Here is a 17,542-nt window from a genome sequence, read left to right as displayed (position 1 = left end):
TATAGTCCACCGTGGGTACTGGTTATAAGCAGTCGACAGCAATTAGTAAATGATCTTAAATGACTACGTCCAAGCCGAGATGGTTCCGACATCTATCAAGAATTGTCCCTTATACACCCGAGTGAGTCGAACACGTTGACGGTGTTAAGGGACGCCCCCCTTGATAGATGGCGATAAGTTGGACGGGGATTTCTTGACTAGAAAAGGATTATTACCATGCCAAAACCAAACCAAATCGAAACGATAAAAAGCCGCATTGACGCTCTAGAGCGTCAAAGAAATGAATACCGTACTAACCCATCCTTAACGGCCCACGCTAAAGAACTCAGTGAAAACTATTACCGTGGCGCGTTGAATGAGCTTTACCGCATCAAATGCTTGATTGAGGCGGCATAACCTACCATGAGCATGATTAACGAAACAGGAAAACAACGTAAAGACCGCCCTCTGGCGGCTTTAAATCGTTCTGTTTTGGAAAAAATTGCTAAATGCCCGTCTAGCTCCATCGCGTTCTTGACCACTAACGGCCGTGGCGTTCGTAAATCGTTCGTTACTGATATTGCCCGTGTTATGACCGTTCTGGTCAATGAAATGTGTTTTCGTTCAAATAAAGTTGGTGTTGCGACTAAAGACGGCTTTGCGCTGCGTTCTTGGCAGTTCATTGCAGACGAATGCGGCTTACCACTTTGGCGCGTTAAGCAATGCGCTAAGTTTGCTTTTTGCCGTGGTTGGATCACCTCTAAGCAGCCAAGAGAAACCTATACAGGCAAAGATAACATCGAAAAATGGCGCGGTTTAGCGTCAATCAAACGCGTCACAGACAGCTATTTCAAAGACCTAGGCATATTCGAACAGTACGAGAAAGCGAAGCAAGCCGCTAAAGACTGGCTGAAGATGTACGCACGCCGCCTAGGACGCCCTATCAAGTACATTCAAACCCCAATCACCCTACTACGCCGCCGCCGTAAAGAAGCATCTGAGCGCATCCCACAGCGCGAACCTATACCCGTTTAGATAAACCCAATGGTCAGAAACGACAAAACCGCCTTAGAGGCGGTTTTCGTGTTATCTATATGCTGATAGGCAAATTAAAAGCGAATTTTAATTAGTCTCAATGTATCAATTAATCGTAAACAAGGCAAGTGTAAGCCCTATTTTGTGCCTGAATTTGTGATCCTTTAGCCTGTGCGGCGGCTATTTTTTGCTCGCGTTGTGGATAACCCTGTGCGTTGTGATTATTAACTACTCCTAGTATTCAATCCCAGTTGTTACTCGTATTTTGTGGCCGTCATAGTCTTCGACTAGAACAAATGGTATTAAGAAAATTAAAGAACTTATAACCTTATCCCCGAAATAACGGGGATAAGTTAAGAATGAAGCGGCCTTTCTAGCTCGCAAGCGAGCTGCGGCCTTATTGCGCTGAAGCACTCCAACACGGTCGAATGGCTTCAACAAACGCTTTGAGGATATAGGTCGTTTATATCGCTTCGCGATGGCTTAGCAAGGTAAGGGGTGCGATTTAAGAGGGGTGAAAAAAAACCACCCGAAGGTGGTTGTGGTGAGTTTTTATGAGGGCTGATTGACTTCGGCAAAAGTGATCAGGTGTTTGAGCTGGTCTTTAATTTCATTTTTATCTAATTCATCAAGGCGATGATACAAATCTTTCAGTGTGGTGAACTCATCGACCAAAGACTCAGGAACGCGAACAAGTTTGCTTGACTCTTTTTTCTTTCGGCCCGAGCCGGGTCTTTTTCCCCCATGCCCAAGTTTATCCGGTAAAAGTTCATCAAATATGGTCATTTGCGTTTCGCCCTTGCTTTTGCGGCCATTTTTAATCATAGGGTTGCATTCATTAAAGACGGAAAGCGGCGTTAACGGGCCGTCGAGAAAATAGAAGTCAGGGTAAGTATCCATAAAATACTGAGCTATTTTGACGGATATTTGAGGGTTGTTGCTGTATTCGTAACCGTCTCTAAACAATCCTATCTGTTCTTGAAAGTCATGAAGTAGATTTTTCATGTCGTCGCTAATGGATACTTTGCATTGGGTTACCATGTTTGATTTCCGTTTCGGCTTTAAAATCTTGATTTATGTTACAACAAACAAGATGATGAAATCTGTTACACAAATCAAGTTTTGATATCACATGCCTAAATTGCAATTCCACCGGAACCTTGTATAGTATTTAACCGATAGATTCAGAACACTTCTCGGCTTGTTTCTAAAACGTCAGTTAAGGAAAACAAGCTATGGCTAGTCTAAAACCGCACCAAAAGCAGCTGAATAAGCTAGCGTTGTACCGTCATGCGGTCACGCACCCCAATATTACCCAACCTATCCCACTTCCGCAGCTTTGCAGCTTTGTTCGCATTGCTGGTCAACTTGCGCATGAACAACATGCCCTTAACGCTCAAATACTCGATCACTTTATTCCGTTGGCCGCCGCCAATGACCCCGTATTCGTTCAGTAAGGAACCGCACCGATGAAAAGCATTCAAGTTATTTATATTGAGCTGCACAAGTGCAAACAGCACCTTGATGTACTGTTTGACCAAATGGAAGCCTTAGAGAAAGGCATGTTAGCCGGAGTAGAGGCACTCCAACCGAAAAAGAAAGGCATGTTAGCCAAATTTAACCCTATGGCCGATATGCCCGATTTAGACGGGCTAATGGAGACGTTTAGCGTGATGCCGCAATACCTAGAGCTACGCGCCCAAGAACGCAGCTTTCGCAAAAGCTTTGAGCAGTTGCATCTGGAATTGGCGCAGCAGCTTGTCAATCAGCACTTGCACCAAGGTTTGGAAGGGGGCGCGAATGGCTAAGGTATTGGTTAAGGTGGCCTGCCCGACTTGCGCTAATGTGGCGGAAATTCGATCGCGTGGCGGCGCAAGAACGGCCCTTGATATGAACTGCGAACACTGCGGTGTGCTCTCTTATCAAACTCGTTCCGGCCAAGCGATGTTAAAAGCGATGGTGGATGCGGCAAAAGCACCGGAGGAGCTGCCTATTCTAGGCACCTGCGAGCAAATCGAGAGCACCGGAAACCCACCGGAAAAAAAGCCCTTAAAAACTGGTTTTACAACACTTATGGATGCGGATTAAGCCATGAATCAAGTCGATATATCACCGGAAACGGTGGAGCGTGAGTACGCTCAAATAGCGGTTAAGTATAAATTGGTCGCGGCCAATGATGATGCCTTTGACGAAGACGGAGTACCGGAGCAAGTACCGGAAACCATGCAGCCTGAACGCATTGCATCACCGGAAACATTATCAAGGATGCAAGAGGTTGATATTGAGCTTGCCACACTTGAGAAATGGAAAGATGACCCCGAAGTGACACCGGAGCTTTTGCGCCACGGCATTGTGGCGACGAATCAAAGTGTGTCGAAGTTGAGTAAAATGGCGGTGCGTAAAATGGTCGGGCTGACTGCCTGTGACGATGCCATTGATGAGTTCGTTGAGGCGTTATCTCCGGTCATTATGCACCACTACCCTAAAGGCGGTTTACCGCAGTTCCTTTCTGAAAACGGCATGTATATCAGCCTTGCGTTTGCGGCGTGGGGTTTGGGTGGAAAGATAATGGAAGAGTACACCGCCAAACAGCAAGCCACCGAGCAAGGGCCAACACAGGAGCACCAAGAAGATGCAGCGTAATGATGGACAAATGATTCTGGCTATAGGCGTGTCACGTTCCGGTAAATCGGTACTGATTAAGCGCATAGCGGAAAAGCGTAAGCGTGTGATTGGATGGGATCCAAAAGGCGAATACGCCTTTCAAATGGGCTTTACTGCCTGCACTACACCGGAAGAGTTTCTGGAAGCGGCTCGAAGCACTACCGGAGACGGCCGCATTGCGTTCATTCATTCTGACCCGAAAATGTTTGAGCTGTTTTGCGAAGTGGCATTTAACTTTAACCGTCAGGCTCCCTCTGTGATTATTTGCGAAGAGTTAGCCGCCGTAACGGGTACCGCAAAAGCCGCAGGCGCATGGGGCCGTTTAGTGAATCAGGGCTTAGCGTATGAGCCGCTTATTCTGGCAACGGTGCAGCGCGGCCAAGAGGTGGATAAGTCGGTCATGAATAACTGCTCATTTATCCATGTGTGTATGCACAACACCGATGATGATGCGGTCTATATTTCGCGTAAGTTGGGCGTTGATATTGATCTCATTCCACGCGAAAAACTCCAGTTCTTCCAGTGGCGTTCCGGTAGTGGCGTTGTGTGCTCCGGTAAAATTGATTTCAATGGCGCTAAATCAGACATCTGGCGCGAGGGAACACCGCAGCTACGGGTAGGCGGTAAAATCAAACGCATTGATGATTGGGGGCGTTTTGTCGGTGTGAACTACGGCTAATGACCGTGTTAGTGGTAATTAGTTGCAGAAAATTGGCCGTTTGTTGCATGAAACTGGTAAAGCGTTGCTAGTAACTGGTAAACAATTCAGCCATAACCCCCCAAAGTTTACCAAAAGCACCGGACATTCCGGTGCTTTTTTGTTCCTGTCGTTGACGAGTTCCGGTGCTGTTTAGTTAGGGTTAAGGCTCTCCCACTATTCACAAACAGAGGATTCAAACGTGAATAAGAAAAACCTAAAAGCATGGGGCGGTACGGCGTTAGTCGTCGTTATTGTTCTCGTTGCGATTGGCTTTGCTAAGAAAAATAGCTCAGTCAAGAAAATCACAGATAAGGCAGGTATCTAATGTCACAGTTAAAAGCCGCCATTCGTGCACTGATGTCTAACCAACTTCCACGCCGCCAGAGTATTGACCGTTGGGACAACGTTCTCGCAGGTAAGGAAGCTATCCTAACTATCCCCGTTGGCCCGACTTACTACATGGTGGAAATCGGCCACAACTTGAACTTAACCGATATTGAATACATCCAGTTCAAGCTGAACGGTAAGCCTCATATCTTTGTGACGCCTCAAGAGCTAAAAGACTTAGCGACTGAAGCAGGCATCCACTGGAATGACAACCGCATTTGTATCTATTTCGGTGACCCGTCAATGACAAGCCTTGAAGGGCAATTCCTTGGCGAAATGGTGACCAAAATCACCGATACATGGAAATGCTACGTCAAACTCAAAGCTGGCGTGGCCTCCCCCGTTCTGACCGCTAGCGCGTTAACGATGCCAGCACAACCAGAGCGTTATTTCTTACCTGAGATCATTTCTACGTCAATGAAAGCCGCGCGCGGTGGTTACAACGATATTTCGGTTCCATCGGAATCTGATTTCTTTGTACGCCGCATCTTTATGTCCGGCGCAGATATTGAAGAGCTAGAAATCAAAATCGACGGTACGACTTACACCAAAGGCACAGCGGCAGACTTCAACGAAGATTTGCAACGCTTTAAACGTACTCCAATTGCGGACACGTTTGTGTTTGACCCAGTTCAGCAGGGTTTTGGTGCGCTCGGTGTGTTCCATCAATACGCCCCAGGTGGTGACCTTGTCTATCGCGTGAAAAAGACCAATGCGGGGGATTTCCCTGTATTGATTGAAGGCGTGCGGATGGTTAAGCCTCTGCCTACAGCATAAGGGGGCGCACATGTCTTGGACTGATTTTATCAAAGATGGCCTAGGGGCTTACGTTGAGATTGAAAAATCAAAAAACGAAACCGAAAAATCAAAATGGGATTACATGTCAAACGTGCCTCAAAACACGGGCGACCCTAATGATTTTCGTGAAGCTGAACCCGTCAAAGGCCAACAGTCCAACGGTGAAACCTTGGTCGCCCTACCTAACCAAAAATATGGCGGTGTGCCTGTTTGGGGTTGGGGCGTTATCGGGCTGACGTTTGTGATCATCTTATCCGTGTTGGTCATGTCGCTAAGCCGAGGTAAGTAACTATGTTGGGACTACTAGGCGGTATCTCAGGCGGTGCAGGGGGAATCAGTGCTGGCGCAGGGCCAGCACAATCTGGCTCTTCCAACTCGCAAGGCTCTATGAATTTCGGTGGTATTGGGAGCCGTAACGAGACCAATACCACAGGGCTAGGTGTCGCCGTCGTCATCGTCACCTTGCTCATAATTGGGGCGTTTTTCTATGCAACTCGAAATCGTAAATAAAGAATACAGCCCAGAAATGGCGCAGCAGTTAACGCCTGCCCTTGGTGAGTATTCCAAGGCGGTTTTGGGCGAAATCAAGCGCGGTTTGTCCCACATCTGGCAAATCAAAAATACGCTTTATGTGGTTCGTATCGAGCGTGATGTCAACGGGCTTGAAATGGTTGTCGTTGCGGCGGTTGGTGAGGGGCTAAAAGAAACGTCACAGCGCGTGGTTGAGCAAGCGGAGCAAATCGGGTGTTACTCGATACGCTTCCATACGCAACGCCCTGCCCTTGTCGGTTTGATGGGCCTACCGTTTCGCGAAAGTGAGCGTGTCTATCGTATGGCTGTAGGGGGTGAGCATGGGGCGCAGTAGTTCATCTAGTGCCAGTAGCAACTCCACCGTTGTCAATACCAACAACTATGCGTTGCAAGGTGATAACGAAGGCGTGGCGATTATGGGCAACGGGAACACCGTTACCACCACTGACCACGGGGCCATTAATGCGGCCTTTGAATTGGGCAAGGAATCGCTCTCTTTTGCGGATATGGCGTTAACCGGTTCACTTGCGTTTGGTGAGAATGTTATCGGTGAATCTTTGGGTGCAGTCAGTGATTTGACGGATAAGCACATGCAAAGCCTCAATGATTTGACATTGCAGCAAGCTGAGCAAAACCGCGAACAAATTGAAGCAATCGGCCAACTGGCTAAGAACGTGCAAACAGGTGGACAAGCCGAAATTGCCGAAGCCAGTAAAACCATGCTCAAAGGGATATTAACTGCCATTACGATTGTTATCGGTTTGGTGGTTATCGGTTCACTATTTAGGAGTTCAAACTAATGTCTTTGATTTTGCCGCATAAGCGCATGTCAATGGAGATAGAGGGCCGCTATGTCTATATTCGGGCGTGTAGCGCGCCCGTTCTTATCACTTTCTATCCAAGCAACGACCAAATCAAACTTGGTTTTGGTGAAACCTACGATATTGGCCGAAATGAACCCACTAAGCAGTTCACTCGTTTGGATGTGTACAACACCTCAAGCGCGAACAACAGCGTGGAAATTGAAGCAGGTTTTGATGCCTTTACCGCCGCATCTGCGGGGGTTGGTTCATCCATCAATATTGCATCGACCAGTTTAACGCTTCCGGTAGCAATACAAATGCCCGTAGACATCAACTCGATGCCTGCAATGAGTATTGCGCCAAATCAGTCGGTCAATGTTGGTAACTTCCCTGCTTCGTTTCAGGTGAGTAATTTTCCTACTTCGTTTGAAGTGAGCAACTTACCTATCTCGTTTGAAGTGAGCAACTTACACGATAAAGATCCAGTGATTAACGGATTGCCTGATGTCTCTTTTGATGTGACAAATAAAACCATTGCAGCCAAAGCAGGACGCAAAGGCTTAATTCTGCAAGCACCGGAAACTAATCAAGGTGAGATTGTCGTGCAAGGTTTCTTGCGCGTGGCAGCGGGTGCGGTTGTGCCGTTCCCCGCTTCCAATCTGGTGACGTTGGTCGGGACGGTTGGTGATGTGCTCTACGTTGGGGAGGAATTGTAATGCAATTTGGTTACGTTCCTCCACGTCATGCGATAGCTGAAAACTTGTTGATCAACCCACGGGGCAAAATCAACCAAGCAAACGAGCCGGACGGTGTAATTGCAGCAGGTGATTATTTCTGTGATGGATGGAAAGCAGGACCAGCAGGTTGTGAGGTTTACATTGAGCCAGACGGTTTTCGTTTAGTCAGTGGCTCCATGCTGCAACTCATCCCCAACACGCTAGAAAGTGATCGCCTTATTCGCACAAACCTAGACGTGATTAGCGGCTCGCCCGTCATCAAAGTGAATGGTGTCGCCGATAAAAACGCTGCAGGTGTGGGTGAATATATTGAGATTGAAATCAGTGGCTTAAACTCAAAATTCAGCCGAATTATTGCAGCCGATAGCAAAACTAAGCCGATTTATCAGCAATCGAAAGACGAGTTGGTTGATTGTAAAGTGTTTTTTCAGATATACGGGGACGAGGGTAATCCGTACCCGTTGATTTTAAACGTTCACTCGCCAAGTGGTGAAGTGCAGTATGGGAGTATGCCCCTAGTACCAGCAATGAAAAAAACACCAGCGTTAATAGTGATAAGTGAAACCGCTCAACACGGTTCGGTGTATTTATCTAAAAAAAGCGTGACAGTATCGGCGGGTAATGCGGTTGGTGGAATGGCGCTCATTTACTTTTACTTAGACGCGAGGCCATAACATGAAATACGCAAACGAAAACAAAACCGCAGTTATCGCAAACCACCCCAAAACGGGTGCTCAGTGGACAGTTCCCCGTGGTCACCGCTTTTGGTTTCAGTGGGGAATCGACAAGGCCGAGGAACAAGGCTTAATCGAACCTGCTGACATCATAGAAATGCCAACGGCCTAACTATGAAACCAATCCACTTGATCTTAATTCTTTTCGCACTAATAGGGATTTTTCTTATGCGAGACAACAAAACATTAAGCAAATGGGCGTTATCAGCGCGAAGTAAAGCGAAAATGGCAGGGGTTCATGAAGACCTTAAAAATGTCGTTAGCCTCGCCTTACTTCTATCGCCGTATGATTTCGCCATTACCAGTGGCGTGCGTTCGGCAGAAGAACAGCGCGCCCTATTCGCGTCAGGCAAAAGCAATGCTGACGGAATAAACGCGAAGAGTCGCCACCAAACAGGCCACGCCGTCGACTTCATGGTTTATGACGAAAATGGCAAAGGCACATGGGAATGGAAATACTACAAAGCCGTAGCAGATGCCTTTAAGCAGGCGGCCAACCAGTTAGATATTCCGATCGTGTGGGGTGGTGATTGGACATCCATCAAAGATGGTCCACACATTGAGCTGAAAAAGAGCATGTATCCATGATTAGCTCAATCAACATCAACCGCACAGCCGTGATAGCCCTTATCGCTATCACGGTCATTTACTTCATCGTTCGCACCTTTGCAGCCAAAGCCGTCGAAACCCTAGACAATGCGGCCAAAGACGCGACTAAACCCGCAGGCGATTTACTCAGTGACATAACAGCCGCCATGAACGGCCATAAACCCGTAGAGCTGACGCCCCTAGTCATCCAAGAACACCACCTCAATTGGGATTACACCCTAACCCAAGAAGCGGAGCGCGTATTCTGGAAAATAGGCGACTATCAGCCCCTACTGTACAAACTCTTTGGCACCAAAGGGCGACCAATGAAAGTACAGTACCGTCACCTAGTAGGACGCCCTCTCACAGAGGAAACAATATGATAGGTGCAATCGTCAGTTTGGTAACAGGTGGAATCGACGCCTACAAACAACATAACCAAAACAAAGCCAACGAGCTAAAACGAAAAGACGAAATGAAACAAGCGAGCCACGACAAACAAATGGAACGCTTACAATCAGGTGAAGAAAAAGCCGCGAACCTCGATGAGCTAAGCATCAAAGAGCGCGGCTACAAAGACGAATTTCTATTCATCTTCTTCATCCCCATTATCTTGTGTTTCATACCCGATTACGCGCAATACGTTCACGCAGGCTTCCAAAGCTTGCAGCAAATACCAGAGCCGTATTGGTATGTCATCGGGGCAATCGTCATCGACACGCTCGGAATGCGCTCAATGCTGCGTTACCTACTCGAATTTTTCTCACACAAATTCAGAGGTAAATAATGGACTTCACATTCTTATCAGGATGGACAATCACGCCCGACACAATCATAAGTTTGTGGCTAGCGTGGCAGCTAACCAAAGTAACAACCAATCACAACCTACGAATCACACTGTTAGAACAAGGAAAGAAAAAAGATGGCAACTAAAAAAGAAGCACTCAAAACGGACGGGACACTAAAAAAGGGTTACCGTTGGGGCAAAGGCGGCACCATTCTAAAAGCCAAGAAAAAGCCCACCAAGCGCAAATAACAACTGCACTGACTCAAAAGCCCACATCATGTGGGCTTTGTTTGTTGTAACATAAATCAAGATTTTGATAAGTGTAACAGGAATCAAGATAGGCCGCTTTTTAGGTTGGCCGAATCAAAGCCCGGCTACGTTTGCGCCTACTCGTCACAAACCTCTTTTTTTTACGTCTGAACTCGATCACATTCGAGCCGATTTCCATACGAATATCGAGTTCCTGAAGGTCATACGCAGATAACTGGCGACCTGACGGCGTAAACAGCACATCCCCACGTATTTTAAAGCCCCTCCACGCCTTACCCGTTGGCAAATAGCCCCTATGCTTAATCAAAAGCAAACGGACAACCGAAAGCGGCCAAGAGTGGTTTTTCTGCCAGTTCTTAACGGTATTAGGGTGAACTCCGAAGTATTCCGCCGCCTCTTTGTGATCATCAAAATGCCACAGCATAATGTCGATAATCTGGTTTTTATAAAGGTCGTGGCAGTAAAGTTCGTCCCTGACTGATTTTTTCATGTGATCTTGTTCTCATTTTCATTAATGGAACAAAAATCATATTTTTCATGGGTTTTGGTGACAATAGACATTAAGTATCGCGTTTTATATATATTAGTTGTTTGTGATGTACTTAAAATACTGTCTATTTAATGCATACTGATTATTGACTCAGTAGAGAAATTGATTTCACATAAGCCAAAATAATACGCACTTTAGGTATGGTCATTTTAGGGATTGGATGAATCGATTTGGGGTTTTGATGCTTGCTGTTCTTGGGCTTTAAGCTCTGGATAAAGCCGGATGAAACTCAACATACCTTGAAGGTTTTCTATTTCATCGTGCATATGATCTCGTAAGTTAAAGGCAATCTCATCAGGACAATCGCCTGTACCTAAGAAAATTGAGATGTTGGAAATTGCATTTAGCTTAGATTCTACATCTGATAGCGTGTATTCTTTCATGGTCATAGTCAACTCCGTTTCAGTTGGTTGTGATAAAAAGCCCGTAGCTGTCCTATCAGTTACGGGCTTTGTTCTTATTGATTTAGTATTTCTGCAAATTTACGAAATGGATTATCAGTATCTGCCATCATGGGCTCTTGGTTTGGTGACGAGATCATGATTTGCTTGCCAATATCAAATGCTGCAACAATCATTGCCCTGTCGGATAATTCAAATGATTCAAGCATTTTGAACGCTTTCTTAAACTGCTTGAAACGCAAAGCTTTTTCTGGGCTTAAACACCACGCTGTCGAAAGCAGACCTGAATCTTTACAAGTCATTAAGAAATCATCTTTCACAGGGTTATGGATAAGCCACCCAATGAAAATAGCCTCACGTGGTAAGCCCATTCTTATCTTTATTTCAGTCGAGTTAGGCTCTTTCATAGATCAACCTCCAAAGGCTCAATAATCTGACCAAAGCGTTTTAATTCCAAAGCGCCAAAGTTATTAATAACATAGCTAGAGCTATGCAATGTATAGAGTCCAGCCACATAAGGTGGTTGATCCTTTTCTAGTGACAATTTAATTAATGATGGAAATTTTCCACCTAAATAAGCGTATGCATGTTGTTCATGGAATGTTCGAGATGGCTTATCATCTTTCGCTCTGGAGATGCGTGTTTCTACGCGTTCATCTTCTTTGAAAATCTCTATTTTAATCATATTACCGCCTTACGCTGTTTTTAGCTGAATTACGTTGTTATCAAATTCTAATAGTTGTTTGGTCATTGGCCCGTAGTCAGGTTCGACATACCAGTCAGGAGTTTGTTTGGAAAAATCGATCGTAATAATTTCACATAATGGAACAACTTTATTCATGCCATTGCCGGCTAAGTTTTGGAGTTGAGCCTTAGTAAAACCAGAGTCAAGTAACATGTTCAGATTATTATAAAAAGTCTTACGAACACTAAAAGAACGCTGAACCTCTTTGAAGCCCTCATTCAATAAGCGTCTATAAAAAGAAAATGCCCTATCGGCTTTAGCGTAACTAACATTACCTTTAGGTGTGATTTTTTGGTGGAACGTTCGTAAGGTTTGCTGTACTTTTTCATCGTCGTAAATGTTCATGGCTTGACCTTTGAATGTATTATCTATCAGCTTTCCGTATGTCTCTTTCCAAAGTTCTTCAATTAACTCTTTGCCAGTCTCTTCTCTCAGCTGATATTGGTATTTGATTAATTCATGAATATTAGTTGGTATGCCTAACTTTTTTAGTTTGCGTTTTTTAACTTCTGCTTCAAAACGAACAAGGTACTTAGCAAAGTGTAGAATCCGAGGGTCCGACATCGCATCAAAAATAAATTGAGCATGCTTATCCCCTTTTCTTGCTTTGTCTGAGTACTCATCATATTGCTTGATAAACTCATGGTATTTTGAGTATGTTTTGCCTCCCCAATAAGAAGAGTTCGTATTATGTTTACAAGTAGTTTCAAAATCGTAACGAGATGAGCGAACTTGACCATGAGATACATTTCTAAAATGGTTTATTACTTGTTTACACTGCTGTTCAGTTTCAACGCGGGCTGAAAATGTACAATCAAGCTGCAAAACCTCTGCTTTATCCCAATCGACCATTAACGCTAACTCTGGATTAGATAAAGTTAACGAAGAGTAAAATTCGGAGTACGCCATAAGAATGCAATTCGGTCCAAATACGTTATGACCCTGAATAATTTTGGCCGGACTGGCTTTGAGTTCAATGTGAGGGGGAAGATTTACTGAGCCATTATGAAATTTTAGTGCAATGCCTGTATAACTCGAAGGCACTTGCTGAAAAGGAATAAACTCACTAAACACATTGTTTACCTTTCCAAATTCATCTCTTTCAATTGCACCAGAGCCAATAAAACCTGTATCGGTTGCAACTTTAGCAACGTTCAATTCCTCATAGTAAGCCGATCCACAAGACGAACGGCACTCGAGCTGAAAACAATATTCAGACTTGAAAGGTACCATTAATCGAAGTAAATCAAGCATACAAAAAAACCTGTCAAGAAGTTAATGCCAAACTTTTGTTTATTGAAAGCCAAACTTTTGTGTGGGTTGATACTAGAGCAAACAAAAATGGGTGTAAACTTAAATATAAGGTTAACTTGATGTGGATTACACAAACATGAGTATTGGTGATACGCTAAAAACGCAAAGAATAAAGCTAGGGATAAAGCAAGAAGCTGTAGCTGAAGAAATGGGTGTAACAGTTCAAACTATCTATAAGTGGGAAAAAGGAACTACAGAACCTAAAGCTAGCCAAGTAAGTAAATTAGGTAAGATCTTACAACTAACTGAGAAAGAAATTTGTCAGGGGAAAAAAGATGATCTTGAGCTTGATGAGCTTGAATTCATTAGAAGAGTTGGAATACTCATGAATGAGGTACCACATACAGAAATGCTGTTCGGTATGTCAGAATACATAAATGATAAAAAAGGTTTTATAGAAATGCTAGCGAGCATTTCAGAATACCCATATGAACTTTTTAATATTCAAGAAGTAGAACACGCGAAAGAAATGCTGAGCTGGGCAGAAAATGGGCATGTGAGTTTTGACAGTGATAAAGACAAAGAGATAGTGATAAATAACTTAAAAAGAGAAATAGCCAAGAAAAGCAAATCGTAATATGTGTAAATATTACACAAGGGTAGACTATTAAAGGAAGTCTACCCGACTTCTCGTGACGAATGTCACACTAGAAAATGAGCCTATTTTGAGAATGGTTCCTCCCCGACGAAACGGGGCCCCTCCATTCTAAAATAGGCTTTTTTGTGCGTGATGAAGTGTTCCCGAGAGAATCGACGTGGCGCTACGCTTGCCTCCCCGCCCGATTCTCTCTCTTCGCTCTTCTTTCTTCCTGTCGTCTTTGCTCAGTCTTCGCCATCCTCCAGTCAGAAATCAGGCTCTAAGAGAAGGCTTAGCAGGATGTGGGGAGTGTGATTAATCAGTGAGTGTGCGACTAACCGCGCCGATGAAATCTGATGCTAATTTCAAGTTAGTCGGGCGGCTTGGTGCTGCGCTTGCACTTCGTGCTTTGCTTATCCCTGCGGGGCTAGTCCGAGGTTGAAGTTAGATTGGCGGGTGCGCTCCTGGGCGCAAAAAAATGCGTATTACGAAATTTATGGATAAATGAACCTTTCAGGTTCCGGCCAGTGCTATCGCAATGGTACTGACCGACAAGCATTCACCATAAATCCAATCACATAATGCGCACTGTAATACTGCTTCTTTAGGCGTGCTAATCGCTAACACCAATGCTCCGCAACCCATTGATATTGTTCTTAATCCTAGCCCGTTGTGCTTTTTTGCTATGTGTTCCCTAAGCGCTTGGCGTTCAGAGATTCCCCGAACGAGAAAGGCGCTCAAAAGCATCGTTTCACCTCTGAATACATCGACCCATCCAAGGGTAGCGCCGTTGGTTATGTTGCTAAATACATCAGTAAAAGCATTGACGGCAAACACATTGATTCCGATAGAGACTCATCACTTAGCGGTATTGACGCTGCTGAGCGCGTGGTCACTTGGGCGCGTGTTAACGGCATTAAACAGTTTCAATTTATCGGCGGTCCATCCGTGTCCGTTTGGCGTGAAATGCGCAGATTAAGAGAAGAATTCAAAGAGGGCGACATTGTGCTATCTGACTTATCCGAAACTGAGCATTTCATTAAAGAGAAATTCCTTGCAGCTCAAAAACGCATTATGTCGGGCGTTGTTGATTTTTATGATGCCCTTGAGGCTGAAAAGGAATATGAGCGCATGTGTGATAAGCGCTTTCAAGAGTATGAGGAAGTTTGCGCTTATTACGAGGAGCTTGAGGCTCTCATTCTTTTAGGCGACATCGAGGGGGCGTATCTGGTGGGCGCAGCCCCGCCAGATATGCTCCATTGATGCCGCCCTTGGACTTGGACTTGTGTCAATAACTCCCTTTTTAATTTTTAACCGTCAAGATAGGAAACAACAAAATGAAAATCGAAGGCTTAATTTTAGATTCATCTGACATCATTCAAGAAACTAAAAACGGTCGTGGTGGTGAGCTTTTGCTGATTGGCAAAATCAATCTTATCACCACTAACCCCACTGACGCTATTGAGGTCAAGGTTAGCCCTGAGCTCTGGAAAGGTGGTGAGGCTGGTAAGCTTCTAACTCAGTGCGTTGGTAAACGTATGACATTTGAAATTCAGTACAAAGAATTCAGCTTTGGTAATGATGAAGGTAAGCACGTTGCTTTGAACGGCTTCCACCTTTTTGCATTACCTGAACTTGGCAATAAGTAGGCACTAAATCATGACTGACGCTCAATTCTTAGAACTCATGGATAAAGTTGATTCGCTCTGGATGTGATCCGCCCCAGCAGTTTTGGACACTGAGTTAAGTGAGTACAATCACTAACGAGGTGAACAATGACAACTAAGAAAACTAGAATTAAACATTCCCCTGAATTTAAAGCAGAAGCCCTGAAGTTAGCAGATAAAGTGGGAGTAGCTGCGACAGCAAGACAGCTTTCTTTACACGAATCTCAAATCTACGGGTGGCGGAAGAACTCGAAGAAAGACACCAGTACTAGTCAGCGAGAGCAAGAGCTAACCGCAGAGGTTGCCAAGCTCAAAAGGCAGTTGGCTGAGCAAGCTGAAGAGCTAGAAATTGTAAAAAAGGCCGCCACCTACTTCGCGAAGAATCTAAAGTAGATTGCTACGAGTTTATGCTCGAACACCTGCTGTGCTTCAGTATAGTGCGTATGGCTAAGGTGTTCGGGATTTCCCGAAGTGGGTTTTATTACTGGATTAAGCATCGGCACAACGCCATCCAACGTGAGGCTATTCGCCAACAGCTTGATACAAAAGTTAAAGAAGCTTTCGACAACAGCAAAGGCCGAGATGGCTCAAGGCGTATCCAAAAAGAACTGTCTGAGAACGGTGAACGCTACAATGTTAAAACCATTGCTGCCAGTATGAAGCGTCAAGATTTAACGCAGAAAGCTGCACGCAAGTTTAAGTGCACTACGGACAGCAAGCATCAAATGCCTGTTGCTCCAAACCTGTTGGCTCAGAATTTTAGCGCATCTGCTCCGAATGAAAAATGGGCTGGAGACATCACCTATATAGCGACAAGCGAAGGCTGGCTGTACTTGGCGGTAATTATTGACCTTTACTCAAGACAAGTAATTGGATGGTCTATGGATACCAGAATGACGGCTACGCTGGTCTGTGATGCGCTATCAATGGCGTTGTTCCGTCGCGGATTCCCCGAGCAGGTTATCGTTCATAGTGATCGAGGTAGTCAGTACTGCTCAAAAGATTATCGAGATCTCATAACTGCTTATAATCTAAAACAAAGTATGAGTAGGAAAGGAAATTGCTGGGACAATGCTTGTGTTGAGAGCTTCTTCCATTCTATGAAAGTTGAAGCAATCCAAAATGAGCCGATTATGACGAGAGACCAGATGCGCCAAACGATCTTCGAGTACATAGAGGTTGATTATAATCGGACGAGAAGGCACAGTGCTCTTGGGTATCTAAGCCCAGTTAACTTTGAACAGCAAAATGTCGCTTAATGAAGTGTCCAGTCTAGCTGGAGCAGATCACTTCCCGCATAACACCGTAATCACAAAAACCAACGCATAATAAAAATGCCATGCGTTGGCTGTCCCTCTTGAAGCGTTTGTTAGCATTATCTAGCCTAATTCGGATAACTCTTGTAGAAGCGACTCCAATTTACGCTCTTCTTCTTGAATTTTATTTTGGTATTTCCTGACTTTGTTATCCTTGCCACTTCCCTTTGCTTCTTGTAAATCTAAGTTATATTCGGCAATTTTATCTTTAGTTTCTTTAATTTCGTCAGCTAAATCTTGCTTAAGTTTTGTGTCACTACAATTGGACTTGGCTTCCGCTAGGGCAACTTTTAGTCCTTCTATCTTTTTTTGATTATTAGCTAACTGAGCACTTTCTATTTGCTGCTCAATCTCACAATACTTTTTTTCACACCCAGAAAAACCTGAACAGTTCAATGAAGCAAAACTATAAAATGACAATATAGACAGTACAACACCGGAAGCTTTCAACATTAAATTTACATTTGCTCTTTTCATTAACACAACTAACTTTAAATAATTTTACAAGGGATAATTAAACTACAAAATGGTGAATTGTCACACAACTATTATACGCGATGATTGATTTCTACCATTTGAATATGACTATTTAAGTCCTCAGAATGCTAACGCCCGGCTAAGGGGTTGACAACGCATAGCCGAACTCAAAAAACTCACTGTAAACACTGAATTTCAATTTTGCACTAAAGCCACCACGCGTTGGCAATCCCTCTTGAGCCGTTTGTTAGGCCAACCAATTGACACCGAGACTTTCAAAACCAGAGAACGAGCTTTTTTGTAAACTTGAAACAAACTAACCGATTAATTTATAAACCAAAATGCCGAATCAGCAAAGAAACCAAAAAACTCAAATTGAGCGATTTGGAAGAAAAGTGACGAGCGTAGCATGCTCGGCGGACGTTTGGATGCTGAAGGTTATTTTTCCGCTAAATTCACAACGAAAAGCAACCCAACGCGAT

Annotated in this window: 31 protein-coding genes; 23 read left to right on the top strand and 8 right to left on the bottom strand. The window is 44.4% G+C overall.

Going from position 1 to position 17,542, the window contains the following annotated elements; genetic code table 11:
* The first annotated feature begins 216 nt into the window (after positions 1 to 216).
* Positions 217 to 396: a hypothetical protein gene (locus AACT23_RS10040; protein ID WP_094129224.1), complete on the top strand. Its 180-nt coding sequence runs from the start codon at positions 217 to 219 to the stop codon at positions 394 to 396.
* A gap of 6 nt (positions 397 to 402) precedes the next feature.
* A complete protein-coding gene (locus AACT23_RS10035) occupies positions 403 to 1,014 on the top strand; it encodes a hypothetical protein (protein ID WP_094129221.1) in 612 nt (203 codons plus the stop codon).
* Between the two features lie 552 nt (positions 1,015 to 1,566).
* Here AACT23_RS10035 and AACT23_RS10030 read toward each other — a convergent pair.
* Complete coding sequence (locus tag AACT23_RS10030) at positions 1,567 to 2,055, bottom strand: hypothetical protein (protein ID WP_141195558.1); 489 nt, start codon at positions 2,053 to 2,055, stop codon at positions 1,567 to 1,569.
* Positions 2,056 to 2,249: 194 nt separating this feature from the next.
* Between AACT23_RS10030 and AACT23_RS10025 the strand changes: the two genes are divergently transcribed.
* The 17 genes from AACT23_RS10025 (at position 2,250) to AACT23_RS09945 (ending at position 9,743) form a co-directional block, all read left to right on the top strand.
* Entirely contained in the window at positions 2,250 to 2,471 is a 222-nt protein-coding gene (locus AACT23_RS10025) for a hypothetical protein (protein ID WP_094129216.1), read from the top strand.
* A gap of 12 nt (positions 2,472 to 2,483) precedes the next feature.
* Entirely contained in the window at positions 2,484 to 2,822 is a 339-nt protein-coding gene (locus AACT23_RS10020) for a hypothetical protein (protein ID WP_094129213.1), read from the top strand.
* Positions 2,815 to 3,102 (top strand): hypothetical protein, encoded by a 288-nt coding sequence (locus AACT23_RS10015; RefSeq protein WP_094129209.1) that lies wholly within the window; start codon positions 2,815 to 2,817, stop codon positions 3,100 to 3,102. The genes AACT23_RS10020 and AACT23_RS10015 overlap by 8 nt, the downstream gene beginning before the upstream one ends.
* A gap of 3 nt (positions 3,103 to 3,105) precedes the next feature.
* Positions 3,106 to 3,657, top strand: a complete 552-nt coding sequence (locus tag AACT23_RS10010; protein ID WP_094129206.1) for a hypothetical protein — start codon at positions 3,106 to 3,108, stop codon at positions 3,655 to 3,657.
* Complete coding sequence (locus tag AACT23_RS10005) at positions 3,647 to 4,357, top strand: hypothetical protein (RefSeq protein WP_094129203.1); 711 nt, start codon at positions 3,647 to 3,649, stop codon at positions 4,355 to 4,357. The genes AACT23_RS10010 and AACT23_RS10005 overlap by 11 nt, the downstream gene beginning before the upstream one ends.
* Positions 4,358 to 4,577: 220 nt before the next feature.
* Positions 4,578 to 4,703, top strand: a complete 126-nt coding sequence (locus tag AACT23_RS10000) for a hypothetical protein (protein ID WP_255211886.1) — start codon at positions 4,578 to 4,580, stop codon at positions 4,701 to 4,703.
* Positions 4,703 to 5,542, top strand: coding sequence for a major capsid protein P2 (locus AACT23_RS09995; protein ID WP_094129200.1), 840 nt, complete (start codon positions 4,703 to 4,705; stop codon positions 5,540 to 5,542). The genes AACT23_RS10000 and AACT23_RS09995 overlap by 1 nt, the downstream gene beginning before the upstream one ends.
* A 10-nt stretch (positions 5,543 to 5,552) precedes the next feature.
* On the top strand, positions 5,553 to 5,852 hold the full coding sequence (locus AACT23_RS09990; protein ID WP_094129197.1) for a hypothetical protein: 300 nt from the start codon (positions 5,553 to 5,555) through the stop codon (positions 5,850 to 5,852).
* A gap of 2 nt (positions 5,853 to 5,854) precedes the next feature.
* A complete protein-coding gene (locus tag AACT23_RS09985) occupies positions 5,855 to 6,073 on the top strand; it encodes a hypothetical protein (RefSeq protein ID WP_094129194.1) in 219 nt (72 codons plus the stop codon).
* Positions 6,051 to 6,428 (top strand): hypothetical protein, encoded by a 378-nt coding sequence (locus AACT23_RS09980; protein WP_094129191.1) that lies wholly within the window; start codon positions 6,051 to 6,053, stop codon positions 6,426 to 6,428. The genes AACT23_RS09985 and AACT23_RS09980 overlap by 23 nt, the downstream gene beginning before the upstream one ends.
* Positions 6,415 to 6,894 (top strand): hypothetical protein, encoded by a 480-nt coding sequence (locus AACT23_RS09975; RefSeq protein ID WP_094129188.1) that lies wholly within the window; start codon positions 6,415 to 6,417, stop codon positions 6,892 to 6,894. Before AACT23_RS09980 ends, AACT23_RS09975 begins: the two co-directional genes overlap by 14 nt.
* Complete coding sequence (locus tag AACT23_RS09970) at positions 6,894 to 7,613, top strand: hypothetical protein (RefSeq protein WP_094129185.1); 720 nt, start codon at positions 6,894 to 6,896, stop codon at positions 7,611 to 7,613. The genes AACT23_RS09975 and AACT23_RS09970 overlap by 1 nt, the downstream gene beginning before the upstream one ends.
* Positions 7,613 to 8,308 carry a hypothetical protein gene (locus AACT23_RS09965; protein ID WP_094129182.1) on the top strand — a complete coding sequence of 232 codons (696 nt, stop codon included), beginning with the start codon at positions 7,613 to 7,615 and terminating at the stop codon, positions 8,306 to 8,308. The genes AACT23_RS09970 and AACT23_RS09965 overlap by 1 nt, the downstream gene beginning before the upstream one ends.
* A 1-nt stretch (position 8,309) precedes the next feature.
* A complete protein-coding gene (locus AACT23_RS09960; protein WP_176428676.1) occupies positions 8,310 to 8,480 on the top strand; it encodes a hypothetical protein in 171 nt (56 codons plus the stop codon).
* Positions 8,481 to 8,536: 56 nt separating this feature from the next.
* A complete protein-coding gene (locus AACT23_RS09955) occupies positions 8,537 to 8,956 on the top strand; it encodes a M15 family metallopeptidase (protein WP_094129179.1) in 420 nt (139 codons plus the stop codon).
* The gene (locus AACT23_RS09950) at positions 8,953 to 9,339 is read left to right on the top strand and encodes a hypothetical protein (RefSeq protein WP_094129176.1); all 387 of its coding nucleotides are present in this window, start codon (positions 8,953 to 8,955) and stop codon (positions 9,337 to 9,339) included. The genes AACT23_RS09955 and AACT23_RS09950 overlap by 4 nt, the downstream gene beginning before the upstream one ends.
* Positions 9,336 to 9,743, top strand: coding sequence for a hypothetical protein (locus tag AACT23_RS09945; protein WP_094129173.1), 408 nt, complete (start codon positions 9,336 to 9,338; stop codon positions 9,741 to 9,743). Before AACT23_RS09950 ends, AACT23_RS09945 begins: the two co-directional genes overlap by 4 nt.
* Before the next feature lie 349 nt (positions 9,744 to 10,092).
* On the opposite strand, the gene AACT23_RS09940 is transcribed toward AACT23_RS09945, so the two are convergent.
* The 5 genes from AACT23_RS09940 to AACT23_RS09920 form a co-directional block, all read right to left on the bottom strand.
* The gene (locus AACT23_RS09940; RefSeq protein WP_094129169.1) at positions 10,093 to 10,503 is read right to left on the bottom strand and encodes a DUF3653 domain-containing protein; all 411 of its coding nucleotides are present in this window, start codon (positions 10,501 to 10,503) and stop codon (positions 10,093 to 10,095) included.
* 209 nt (positions 10,504 to 10,712) lie between these two features.
* Positions 10,713 to 10,952: an RstC protein gene (locus tag AACT23_RS09935; protein ID WP_094129166.1), complete on the bottom strand. Its 240-nt coding sequence runs from the start codon at positions 10,950 to 10,952 to the stop codon at positions 10,713 to 10,715.
* A gap of 68 nt (positions 10,953 to 11,020) precedes the next feature.
* Positions 11,021 to 11,371: a hypothetical protein gene (locus AACT23_RS09930; RefSeq protein WP_094129162.1), complete on the bottom strand. Its 351-nt coding sequence runs from the start codon at positions 11,369 to 11,371 to the stop codon at positions 11,021 to 11,023.
* Positions 11,368 to 11,649: a single-stranded DNA-binding protein gene (locus tag AACT23_RS09925; RefSeq protein ID WP_094129159.1), complete on the bottom strand. Its 282-nt coding sequence runs from the start codon at positions 11,647 to 11,649 to the stop codon at positions 11,368 to 11,370. Before AACT23_RS09925 ends, AACT23_RS09930 begins: the two co-directional genes overlap by 4 nt.
* A 9-nt stretch (positions 11,650 to 11,658) precedes the next feature.
* A complete protein-coding gene (locus AACT23_RS09920) occupies positions 11,659 to 12,963 on the bottom strand; it encodes a phage/plasmid replication protein, II/X family (RefSeq protein ID WP_094129156.1) in 1,305 nt (434 codons plus the stop codon).
* Between the two features lie 121 nt (positions 12,964 to 13,084).
* On the opposite strand from AACT23_RS09920, the gene AACT23_RS09915 reads away from it, so the two are divergent.
* Entirely contained in the window at positions 13,085 to 13,600 is a 516-nt protein-coding gene (locus AACT23_RS09915; protein ID WP_094129153.1) for a helix-turn-helix domain-containing protein, read from the top strand.
* 513 nt (positions 13,601 to 14,113) lie between these two features.
* Here AACT23_RS09915 and AACT23_RS09910 read toward each other — a convergent pair.
* Positions 14,114 to 14,245 (bottom strand): hypothetical protein, encoded by a 132-nt coding sequence (locus AACT23_RS09910; RefSeq protein WP_339373566.1) that lies wholly within the window; start codon positions 14,243 to 14,245, stop codon positions 14,114 to 14,116.
* Between the two features lie 57 nt (positions 14,246 to 14,302).
* Here AACT23_RS09910 and AACT23_RS09905 point away from each other — a divergent pair, with 57 nt between their 5' ends.
* From AACT23_RS09905 to AACT23_RS09895, 3 genes are all read left to right on the top strand, one after another.
* Positions 14,303 to 14,863, top strand: a complete 561-nt coding sequence (locus AACT23_RS09905; protein WP_445286078.1) for a replication endonuclease — start codon at positions 14,303 to 14,305, stop codon at positions 14,861 to 14,863.
* Positions 14,864 to 14,937: 74 nt separating this feature from the next.
* Positions 14,938 to 15,249 (top strand): chemotaxis protein, encoded by a 312-nt coding sequence (locus AACT23_RS09900; protein ID WP_094129150.1) that lies wholly within the window; start codon positions 14,938 to 14,940, stop codon positions 15,247 to 15,249.
* Between the two features lie 126 nt (positions 15,250 to 15,375).
* A protein-coding gene (locus tag AACT23_RS09895; protein WP_094129147.1) for an IS3 family transposase occupies positions 15,376 to 16,526 on the top strand; the annotation gives its coding sequence in 2 pieces (ribosomal slippage) (positions 15,376 to 15,619 and positions 15,619 to 16,526; 1,152 coding nt in all).
* Positions 16,527 to 16,646: 120 nt separating this feature from the next.
* Here the strand turns inward: AACT23_RS09895 and AACT23_RS09890 are convergent.
* A complete protein-coding gene (locus AACT23_RS09890) occupies positions 16,647 to 17,060 on the bottom strand; it encodes a DUF1090 domain-containing protein (protein ID WP_255211884.1) in 414 nt (137 codons plus the stop codon).
* Positions 17,061 to 17,542: the final 482 nt, after the last annotated feature.

Source organism: Vibrio sp. V09_P4A23P171, assembly GCF_963875615.1.
GTDB lineage: Bacteria > Pseudomonadota > Gammaproteobacteria > Enterobacterales > Vibrionaceae > Vibrio > Vibrio anguillarum.
Note: the sequence above shows the minus strand (reverse complement) of the source record. Positions and strands in the feature narration are given on the sequence as shown.